The 10,081-nt window shown below is 69.2% G+C and carries 9 protein-coding genes and 1 pseudogene; 1 reads left to right on the top strand and 9 read right to left on the bottom strand.

Annotation, left to right across the window (positions count from 1 at the left end):
• Positions 1-1,416: bifunctional diguanylate cyclase/phosphodiesterase (locus APM_RS10570; RefSeq protein ID WP_007423363.1), on the top strand; the 1,416-nt coding region annotated here is incomplete at its 5' end.
• Between the two features lie 19 nt (positions 1,417-1,435).
• Here the strand turns inward: APM_RS10570 and APM_RS10575 are convergent.
• From APM_RS10575 to APM_RS10615, 9 genes and pseudogenes are all read right to left on the bottom strand, one after another.
• Positions 1,436-1,867 carry a CBS domain-containing protein gene (locus APM_RS10575; protein ID WP_007423364.1) on the bottom strand — a complete coding sequence of 144 codons (432 nt, stop codon included), beginning with the start codon at positions 1,865-1,867 and terminating at the stop codon, positions 1,436-1,438.
• Between the two features lie 283 nt (positions 1,868-2,150).
• Positions 2,151-3,611 carry an NADH-quinone oxidoreductase subunit N gene (locus APM_RS10580; protein WP_007423365.1) on the bottom strand — a complete coding sequence of 487 codons (1,461 nt, stop codon included), beginning with the start codon at positions 3,609-3,611 and terminating at the stop codon, positions 2,151-2,153.
• Positions 3,608-5,125 carry an NADH-quinone oxidoreductase subunit M gene (nuoM, locus tag APM_RS10585; RefSeq protein WP_007423366.1) on the bottom strand — a complete coding sequence of 506 codons (1,518 nt, stop codon included), beginning with the start codon at positions 5,123-5,125 and terminating at the stop codon, positions 3,608-3,610. Before nuoM ends, APM_RS10580 begins: the two co-directional genes overlap by 4 nt.
• The gene (nuoL, locus tag APM_RS10590) at positions 5,122-6,978 is read right to left on the bottom strand and encodes an NADH-quinone oxidoreductase subunit L (RefSeq protein ID WP_007423367.1); all 1,857 of its coding nucleotides are present in this window, start codon (positions 6,976-6,978) and stop codon (positions 5,122-5,124) included. Before nuoL ends, nuoM begins: the two co-directional genes overlap by 4 nt.
• 4 nt (positions 6,979-6,982) lie before the next feature.
• A complete protein-coding gene (gene nuoK, locus APM_RS10595; RefSeq protein ID WP_007423368.1) occupies positions 6,983-7,291 on the bottom strand; it encodes an NADH-quinone oxidoreductase subunit NuoK in 309 nt (102 codons plus the stop codon).
• Positions 7,292-7,295: 4 nt separating this feature from the next.
• A complete protein-coding gene (gene nuoJ / locus APM_RS10600) occupies positions 7,296-7,796 on the bottom strand; it encodes an NADH-quinone oxidoreductase subunit J (RefSeq protein ID WP_007423369.1) in 501 nt (166 codons plus the stop codon).
• A gap of 31 nt (positions 7,797-7,827) precedes the next feature.
• Positions 7,828-8,340 carry an NADH-quinone oxidoreductase subunit NuoI gene (nuoI, locus tag APM_RS10605; protein WP_007423370.1) on the bottom strand — a complete coding sequence of 171 codons (513 nt, stop codon included), beginning with the start codon at positions 8,338-8,340 and terminating at the stop codon, positions 7,828-7,830.
• Positions 8,341-8,353: 13 nt separating this feature from the next.
• Positions 8,354-9,325 (bottom strand): NADH-quinone oxidoreductase subunit NuoH, encoded by a 972-nt coding sequence (nuoH, locus tag APM_RS10610; protein WP_007423371.1) that lies wholly within the window; start codon positions 9,323-9,325, stop codon positions 8,354-8,356.
• A pseudogene (locus APM_RS10615) lies at positions 9,322-10,081 on the bottom strand (NADH-quinone oxidoreductase subunit G); the annotation flags it as partial. The gene nuoH and the pseudogene APM_RS10615, both read right to left, overlap by 4 nt.

The following is a 10,081-nucleotide window of genomic DNA, read 5'->3' on the forward strand; positions in this document are numbered from 1 at the left end:
GTGCGGCTCGAACTGTCATGGGCGCCGACCGGGCGCTGGCTGGAGGCCGATCTCTATCCGGGCGAGGATGACATCTCGCTGTTCGTCCGCGATGTCACCGAGCGGAAGCTGACGCAGGACCGGCTGATCGAGGCGGCGGAAACCGACTCGCTCACCGGGGAGTTCAACCGAAGGGGATTCTTCACCCGGCTCGAGGCGGCGCTGACCGCGCAGGCCAGGGGCCGCGCGATGGCGCTGATCTGCGCCGACGTCAACTACTTCACCGAGATCAACGATTCATTCGGCCACGGCGTGGGCGACGAGGTGCTGAAGACCGTCGCCCGCCGGCTGAAATCGTGCCTGCGGCCGCGGGACATCCTGGCGCGGACCGGCGGCGACGAATTCATGATCCTGCTGAACGGCATGCGCCGGCCGGGGGATGCGACGACGCTGGCGCGGCGGATCGTCGGCGCGATGGAGGAGCGGTTCGAGCTGGGCGACCTGTCGCTGCGGATCAGCCTGTCGATCGGCCTCGCGATCGCCTCGCTCGCGGATCGGGACGCGGCGCGGCTGTGCCGGCATGCCGATCTCGCGCTGTACGAGACTCGGACGGAGGCGCCGGGGAGTTTCCGGGTGTTCACGCCGGCGATGGAACAGGAGAGCCTGCGCAAGCGGCAGCTCAAGCGCGACCTCGCGGACGCGCTCGGGCGCAGCGAGCTCGAACTGGCGTTCCAGCCGATCGTCCGCACCGCGGATGGCACGATCGCCGCCGCGGAAACGCTGCTGCGCTGGAACCATCCGGAGCAGGGCCGCATTCCGCCGGCGGAGTTCATCCCGCTCGCCGAGGAGTCCGGCCTGATCGCGCCGATCGGCGCCTGGGTGCTGCGGCAGGCCTGCGCCGCCGCGTGCCGGTGGCCGGAAGCCGTCGGCCTTTCCGTCAATGTCTCGCCGCGGCAGATCGAACTGGCCGATCTGCCGGCGCTGGTGCGCGATGTGCTGGAGGCGACCGGGCTCGCCCCGCGCCGGCTTCATCTCGAGATCACCGAAACCGTTCTCGTCTCGCGCAACCGCCATTACCTGGCGACGCTGCACCGGCTGCGGGAGCTGGGCGTGCGGCTCGTGCTCGACGATTTCGGCACCGGCTATTCGTCCCTCGCCCAGCTCGATGCGTTCCGGTTCGACGCCATGAAGATCGACCAGTCCTTCCTCCGCCGGATCCGCGCGGAGACGGACGAGACGCCGATCCTGAACGCGATCGTCGGCATGGCCACGGCCATCAGGATGCCGATCACGGTGGAGGGCGTCGAAACCCAGGTGCAGCTCAACCATGTGCGCCGGCTCGGCGCGGCCTGCGTGCAGGGCTTCTATTTCGGCCAGCCCGTCAATGAGGCCGGCATGCAGGGGCTGCTCGCGCGGGGGTTGCCGGCGAGCCGGTGAGGCCCACGCACGGGATGCGTCAGGAGACGATGTAGGCGCGCAGCGAATCGACCTCGAACTCGGCTTCCTCCAGCCGGGCCTTCACCAGATCGCCGATGCTGACGACGCCGGCCAGCACGCCGTCCTCGAAGACGGGGAGATGGCGGCAGCGATGCGTCGTCATCAGCAGCATCGCGTCGAGGATCGTCGCCTCGGGCGTGCAGGAGGCGACCAGCGTCGTCATCAGGTCGGCCGCCGTGCGGTCCTTGATGTCGCCGTCGAATTCGCCGACGAAGCGCATGATGTCGCGCTCGGAGAGCATGCCGACCAGCGCGCCGCGATCGTCGACCACCGGGGCGGCGCCGATGCGCTTGGCGGTGAGAAACCGCGCGGCCTGCGGGATGAAATGATTCGCGCTGAGCACGATGGCGCCCCAGCCCTTCTGGTCGAGCACCTGGCGTATCGTTGTCATGACTTTTCTCCGCGTTCCGTGAAGGACAGGACCGAAACGCCCGCCTGCATGGAGATCCGGCACAGGCGGATGCTGGAAACCGCTTTCCGGGCTGGTGCGCCTGCCCGTGCAGGCGGTGCATCCGACTATGGCGCGCCATGCGCGGGCCATCACTCAAACGTTATCGGGAGTATGACTCTTCCGCCGTCCCGATGCCAGCATTTTGAGGCGGCGGCGGGGTGACCAGCCATGCAGGATGCACAGCGGTAGGGCGCATGGCCATGACGGGCGGCGGTGGCGGCGGTCAGCCGTGGCCGATGGTCATGCGGATCAGCGCGAGGGCGGGCGCCGGATAGGCGCCGAGCACCACCAGCAGGACCAGCAGCGCGCCGATCACCGCGTTGCCGAGCGGGGGCACGGCGATCGGATGTCGCGCCTCCGCATCGCCGGGGGCGGGCAGCGCCATCGCGACGAGGATGCGCAGATAGTAGTAGAGGCCGATCACGCTGCCGAGCAGGAGTGCGGCGACCGGCCAGAACAGGGCGGTGCCGACGCCGGCGACGACGAGGTAGAACTTGGCGATGAAGCCCATCGTCGGCGGCATGCCGGCGAGCGAGAGCAGCATCAGCGCGAGGCTCGCGGCGAGGAACGGGCGGGTGCGGAACAGGCCGCGGTAATCCTCGATCCGGTCGGCATCGCGCCCCGCGCCCGGCGCGCTGAGCAGCGCGACGATGCCGAAGGCGCCGAGGCTGGTGACCGCGTAGGCGGCTAGGTAATAGGCCGCCGCATCGACGCCGAGCGCCGGGGCGGCGAGGAAGGCGACGAGCAGGTAGCCGAGATGGGCGATGGAGGAATAGGCGAGCAGGCGCTTCACGTTGGTCTGCAGCAGGGCGAGCAGGTTGCCGGCGAGCATGGACAGGATCGCGACCGCGGCGATGCCGGCGCGGAGCGAGGCATCCGCATGAGCGCCGGCGAGGGCGAAGAAGCGCAGGATCACGGCGAAGACCGCGATTTTCGAGACGACGGCGATGAAGGCGGTGACCGGCGCGGGCGCGCCCTCGTACACGTCGGGCGTCCACATGTGGAACGGGACCAGCGAGAGCTTGAAGGCGACGCCGGCGAGAATGAGCGCGATGCCGGCGAGGCGGTAGAGATCGGCCGGGCCGGCTTGATGGGCGAGCGCGCCGATGCGGGCGAAGGACATCGAGCCGAAGGCGGCATAGATCAGCGCCATGCCGAACAGCAGGAAGGCGGAGGCGGCGCCGCTGAGGATGAGATATTTCGTGCCCGCCTCGGCCGCGCTGCCGCGCGGGCCGGCATAGGCGATCAGGCCGAGCAGCGAGATGCCGAGCGTTTCGATGCCGAGGAAGAACGAGGCGAAATGCACGCTCGCCGGCAGGATGGCGGCGCCCAGCGTCGCGGTGAGCAGGAGGAGATAGTATTCCTCGCGCGGCCCCTCGCCCACCCGGTCGAGATAGACCCAGGAGAGCGCGGCGACGACCAGGGCGGAGACGAGCACGAGGCCCGCATAGAACAGGGCGGCGCCGTCGATCACGAACAGCTTCGTCACGGCGACGGGGGATGCGGGAGCGGCGAGCGGCAGGGCGATGCAGCAGAGCAGCAGGCCGGCGATGGTCGACAGGGCGACGAGGCGGTGATCGCGGCGGATGGCGATCAGCAGCATGACCAGGATCGTCACCGCGCCGAGCAGGGTGAAGGGCGCGAAGGCGGCGAAGGCCGGGGCGGTCATGGCCGGGGCGGTCATGGCGCGCGCTCCGCGAGGTGCTCGGGCAGCGCCGCCGAGACCGCGGCGCTGTGCTGCACGGCGGAGAGGCCCGGCGCCACCTCGTCGAAGACGGGCTGCGGATAGAGGCCGAGCCCGACGATGGCGACCACCAGCACCGCCATGACGGCGAGATGCGGCGCCGAGAGATCGGCGATCGCGCGATGGGGTGCCGGTTCCCGCGCCGCGCCGTGGAAGGCGCGCTGGACCAGCAGCAGCGAATAGGCGGCGGCGGCGACCAGCCCGAACGTGGCGATGACGGTGAAGACCACGCTGGCCTGGAAGCTGCCGAGCAGGATCAGGAATTCACCGATGAAATTGCCGAGGCCGGGAAGGCCGAGCGAGGCGATGGCGAAGAACATGCCGCAGGCGGACAGGCGCGGCACCTGCCCCCAGAGCCCGCCCATGCGCCGCATGTCGCGGGTGTGGATGCGTTCCTGCAGGGCGCCGACCAGGACGAAGAGGGCGCCGGTGCTGATGCCGTGCGCCACCATCTGCGCGACCACGCCCTGCAGGGCGAGCGTGCTCCAGGCGAAGACGCCGAGCAGGACGAAGCCCATGTGGCTGATGCTGCTGTAGGCGACCAGGCGCTTGAGGTCGTTCTGGCCGAAGGCGAGCAGCGCGCCGTAGAGGATGCCGGCGACCGCGAGCGCCATCGCCACCGGCGCGAAGGCGTGCGCCGCCGCGGGAAACAGCGGCACCACGAAGCGGATCAGGCCGTAGGCGCCGGTCTTCAGCAGGATGCCGGCGAGCAGCACGGAACCCGCGGTCGGGGCTTCGGTGTGGGCGTCCGGCAGCCAGGTGTGGAACGGCACCGCCGGCAGCTTCACGGCGAAGGCGATGAAGAAGCCGAGCATCAGCAGGAAGCCGGTGGTCGGGCTCATTTTCGTGCCAAGCAGGGCGAAATAGTCGAAGGTGAGATCGCCGGTCGCGCGCTGGTGGATGAAGACGAGCACGAGGATCGACACCAGCATGAGCAGGCCGCTGCCCTGGGTGAAGAGGAAGAACTTGATCGCCGCGTAGGAGCGGTTCTCGTGGCCCCATAGCGCGATCATGAAATACATCGGCACCAGCATCAGTTCCCAGAAGAAGAAGAACAGGAACAGGTCGAGCGCGAGGAAGACGCCGATGACGCCGGTGGTGGTCCAGAGCAGGTTGGCGTGGAACAGGCCGGAACGGTCGGTGATCTCGGTCCAGGAGATCACGACGCAGATGAGGCTGAGCACGATCGTCAGCAGGATCAGGACCAGGCTCAGCCCGTCGAGATCGAGTTCGAAGGAGATGCCGAGCTGCGGAATCCACGAGTGGTCGAACTGCGCGATCCACGCGCCATGGCCGGGCGCGGCGGCGGCGCCGATCAGGGGGAGTGCGATGAGAAGTTCGAGCGTGAGCACCGCGATCGACACCCAGCGCGGGGCATCCGGGTTGCGGGTGCCGGCGATCCAGGCCAGCACGCCGCCGACCGCCGGGAAGATGAGGAGCCAGAACAGGATCATCGCAGCACCGCGATCGCGATGAGGCCGACCGAGCCGATGGCGAGGCTCGCGGCATAGAGGCGGACCCGGCCGGTCTGGGTGCGCCGGATCGCCCGGTGGATCGCCTGCGTGGCCCAGGCGATGCCGTCGTAGAAACTGTCGATGAAATCGTCGCGGTCGACCCGGGCGGCCCAGATGACGGGGCGGACCAGCAGGCGGTCATAGAGCGCGTCGAACCCGGCGGCGGCGTGCCAGAAGCGCCAGAGCGGCGTTTCGGCCGGCGGGCGCGACGGGCGCCAGTAGAGCACGGCGGCCAGCGCGATGCCGAGAATGGACGCGGCGCTGGCGAGCAGCAGCGGGGTCATGTCGGTCACCTCCCTGGTCGGGGGCAGCACCGGGGCGAGGAGCCTGGAGAGCAGCGTGACGTGGCCGAAGGCCGGCGGCAGTTCGATGAAGCCGCCGACCAGCGAGAGCACCGAGAGCACCACCAGCGGCACGATGACGCGCCAGCCGTAGGAGCCGCTGACATGGGTGTGCTCCTCGCCGAAAAAGGCGATGAAGACGGCGCGGAAGATGTAGACCCCGGTGACGAAGGCGCCGATGACGCCGGCGAGCCAGAGCACGCGGCCGCCATTGCCGTCGGCCCAGGCGCCCGAGAGGATCGCCTCCTTGCTGTAGAACCCCGAGGTTATCAGCGGCAGGGCGGCAAGGGCGGCGCTGCCGATCAGGAAGCTCCAGAAGGCGGCGGGCAGGCGGCGGGCGAGGCCGCCCATCCGGTAGATGTCCTGCTCGTGATGCAGGCGCATGGTGACGGCGCCGGCCGAGAGGAACAGCAGCGCCTTGAAGAAGGCGTGCGTCATGAAGTGGAACATCGCCGCGCGCCAGGCGCCGACGCCCAGGGCGAGGAACATGTAGCCGATCTGGCTCATCGTCGAATAGGCGAGGATGCGCTTGATGTCGTTCTGCGCGAGGGCGCTGAAGCCGGCGAGCAGCAGCGTCGCCGCGCCGACGATGCCGACGGTGATTTCCGCCGCCGGCGCGAGCAGGAACAGCACATGGGTGCGGGCGATGAGGTAGACGCCGGCGGTGACCATCGTCGCGGCGTGGATGAGCGCGCTGACCGGGGTGGGGCCGGCCATCGCGTCGGGCAGCCAGGTCTGCAGCGGCAACTGCGCGGACTTGCCGACGGCGCCGCCGAGCAGGAGGAAGGCGATCAGCGTCGCGGCCGGCGAGCCGGGATGCCAGGTGCGGGACGCGGCGTCCATCGCCCCGGCGATGTTCAGCGTGCCAAGGCGGCTCGCGATCAGCAGCAGGCCGATCAGGAAGGCGGTGTCGCCGACGCGGGTGACGATGAAGGCCTTGCGCGCGGCGAGGCCGTTGGCGGGGTCGCGCCACCAGAAGCCGATCAGCAGGTAGGAGCAGAGCCCGACCCCTTCCCAGCCGGCGTAGAGGACGAGGAAATTGTCGGCCATCACCAGCAGCAGCATGGCGGCGACGAAGAGGTTGAGATAGGCGAAGAACCGGCCGTAGCCCTCCTCGCCCTCCATGAACTCGGTCGAGAAGAGATGGATGAGGAAGCCGACGCCGCTGGTGACGAGCATCATCAGCAGCGAGAGCGGATCGACCCGCAGGGCGATGCCGAAGGAGAAATGCCCGACCGCGAACCAGCGCCACAGGGACTGCTGGTAGGCGGCGCCGGCCGGCGGATCGAGCAGGAAGGCGCCGGCGATGGCGAAGGCGACGACGGCGGCGAGGCCGACCGAGAGCACGCCGATCAGCGCCTCGGCGCGGTGCGACAGGCGCCCGGTGCCGAGCATCAGGACGATCGAGCCGAGGAGCGGCAGCGCGGGGACGAGCCAGAGGAAATGCTGCATCTTTCTACCCCCTCAGACCGTCGCCGGCATCGGCATCGAGCGTGGGGATCCGCCGGTGCATCAGCAGGATGAGTGCCAGGCCGACCGAGACTTCCGCCGCGGCGAGCGTGAGGACGAGGATGAACATGATCTGCCCGTCCGGCGAGGCCCAGCGGGCGCCGGCGACGATGAAGGCGACGCCGGCCGCGTTCAGCATCACCTCGAGCGACATCAGCATGAACAGCAGGTTGCGGCGGACCAGCACGCCGACGAGGCCCAGCGCGAAGAGGACCGCGGCGAGCAGCAGGCCCTGGCCGAGCGGAACCGTCGCCATCCCGCTAGTCCGTTCCCATGATCGAGCGGCCGAGATGGAACGCCGCGACCAGGCCGGCGAGCAGGAGGAACGAGGCGAGCTCGACCGCGAGCATGTAGGGGCCGACCAGCGCCACACCGACCGCATGGGCGCTGATCACCGACGTGGCGGGGTGCGGCAGGCCGCCGGAGAGAGCGACGGCGCCGAGCTCGATGGCCAGCAGCAGGGCCAGGATGGACGGGCCGGCCCAGGTGGCGGGATGCAGCCAGCTGCTTTCGAGCCGGGCCGCCGCCTCGCCGATGTTCAGCATCATGATCACGAAGACGAACAGGACCATGATGGCGCCGGCGTAGATGATGACCTCCAGCGCCGCGGCGAAGGGCGCGCCGAGCACGAAGAACACGAGGGCGACGGCGAGCAGCGAGACCGTGAGATAGAGCAGCCCGTGCACGGCGGAGGGGCGGGTGATCATCATCGCCGTCGCGACGACCGCGATGATCGCGGAGATGACGAAGGTGGCGTTCATGATCCGCTATGCCTCCCCTTCCCGTCCGCGTTCATGGCAGCAGGCTGCGCGTGTCGATCGGCTTGCGCTCGCGCGCGGCCTCGCCCTTGTCCTTGCCCGGGATCGCGAGGCCGGAGACGCGGTAGAAATTGTAGTCGGGATACTTGCCGGTGCCGCTGATCAGCAGGTGTTCCTTCTCGTAGACGAGGTTCTGCCGGTCGTATTCGCTCATCTCGAAATCCGGGGTGAGCTGGATCGCGTAGGTCGGGCAGGCTTCCTCGCAGAAGCCGCAGAAGATGCAGCGGGAGAAATTGATGCGGAAGAATTCGGGATACCAGCGCCCCTCGGCTTCGGTCTTCTGCAGGCTGATGCAGTCGACCGGGCAGGCGACCGCGCAGAGATAGCAGGAGACGCAGCGTTCCTCGCCGTCCGGGTCACGGGTGAGCACGATCCGGCCGCGATAGCGCGGCGCGAGATAGGGCATCTCGTCGGGATAGGATACCGTCACGTTGCGCTGGAACAGGTGGAGGAACGTGTACCAGAGCGTGACCAGCGAACTCAGCATGATCCCCTCCCCTTCATATGGCCGGCCCGGCGAGCATGAGCGCGCCGGTGACGAGAATGTTCAGCAAGGTGAGCGGCAGCAGGATCTTCCAGCCGAACGCCATGAACTGGTCGTAGCGCGGGCGCGGCAGGGCGGCGCGCAGCAGGATGAAGAAGGCGACGAAAAACCCGGTCTTGATCGCGAACCAGAGGAAGGGCGGCAGCAGCGGGCCATACCAGCCGCCGAGGAACAGCACCGTCGTCATCGCCGAGACGACGATGATGCCGATATATTCGCCGACGAAGAACATGCCGAACTTCATGCCGGAATATTCGGTGTGGAACCCGGCGCCGAGTTCGTTCTCGCCTTCGGGCAGGTCGAACGGGAGGCGGTGGGTTTCCGCGATGCCGCCGAGGAAGAAGACGACGAAGCCGATGAATTGCGGCACCACGTACCAGAGATGCCGCTGGCTGTGCACGACATCGGTGAGGTTGAAGGAGCCGGCGAGCATCACCACGCCCACCAGCGACAGCCCCATGAAGACCTCGTAGCTGACCATCTGGGCGGCGGCGCGCATGCCGCCGAGGAGCGAGAACTTGTTGTTCGACGACCAGCCGGCGAGCACCACCGAGTAGACGCCGAGCCCGCTCATGGCGAGGAAGAACAGCAGGCCGACATTGAGATTGCCGATGATGCCGATCATCGGCGTCGCCGGGACGACGGCGATGGCGAGCATCACCGTGACCATCGAGATGGCCGGGGCGAGGACGAAGATGACCGGGTCGGCGAAGGGGGGAATCCAGTCCTGCTTGAAGAGCAGCTTGATGCCGTCGGCGACGACCTGGAGCACGCCGAAGGGGCCGGCGCGGTTGGGGCCGTAACGGTCCTGCCAGAAGCCGAGCAGGCGGCGTTCGATCCAGGTCAGCAGCGCGGCGGCCGCCATCAGCACCGCGAGGCCGATCACGACGTTCAGCAGGCCGATGACGATCTCGTTGCCGTGGGTCATGACACGGGCGGCTCCGCCGGGCGCAGCCGCAGCCATGCGGGGATGGCGTGCGGCCTCTGCGCGAAGCCGGCGAGCCCGGCGACGCCGCGCGGCAGGGCGGGATCGATCTCGACCGCGAGGTCCTCCCGCGCATCGCCGATCTCGCAGGCCAGGTTCTGGCCGGCGGCGACGCCGAGCGAGGCGGCGTCCTCGGCGTTGAGGACGAGCGCGGGCGGGGCCGCGCGTTCGCGGATGGGCGGGGCGCGGCCGGCCTGTTCATCGTCATTGAAGACGCGGGGCAGCAGGATCGCGAGCCATTCGTCCGGCCGCCAGGAAAACGCGGCGGGGATCGATGCGTCATAGGGCCGCGCGGCGTCCGGCCGGGATTCGAACAGGCGCACGCCGGGATCGCCGCCCTTGAGCGGGCCGTCGATTTCCGCCTGGAAGCGGTTGAGCGACTGCACCGAGTTCCAGCCCGGCGCCCAGAAGACCGGGCGCAGGGCCGGCGGCATGGCGCCGTGATGGCCTTCCATCGTCGCGCTGAAGGGCGAGTCCGCCGGGACGGGCGGCTTCGGTTCGTGCACGTTGCGCCCGGCATCGATCGCGGTGCGGCCGGAATAACGGCGGGTTTGGCTGGCGATGCGGGAGCCGACGACGCGGAACGCCGCCGGCGGCGCGACACCGGGCAGCGCGGCGAAGCGCGGCAGCGAGGCGGCCAGGGCGGCGGCGATGGCGTCGGTCGTGGTCAGGCTCTCGCAGGACGGGAGCCCGGCGGCG

It is taken from the genome of Acidiphilium sp. PM (genome assembly GCF_000219295.1).
GTDB classification, from domain to species: domain Bacteria; phylum Pseudomonadota; class Alphaproteobacteria; order Acetobacterales; family Acetobacteraceae; genus Acidiphilium; species Acidiphilium multivorum.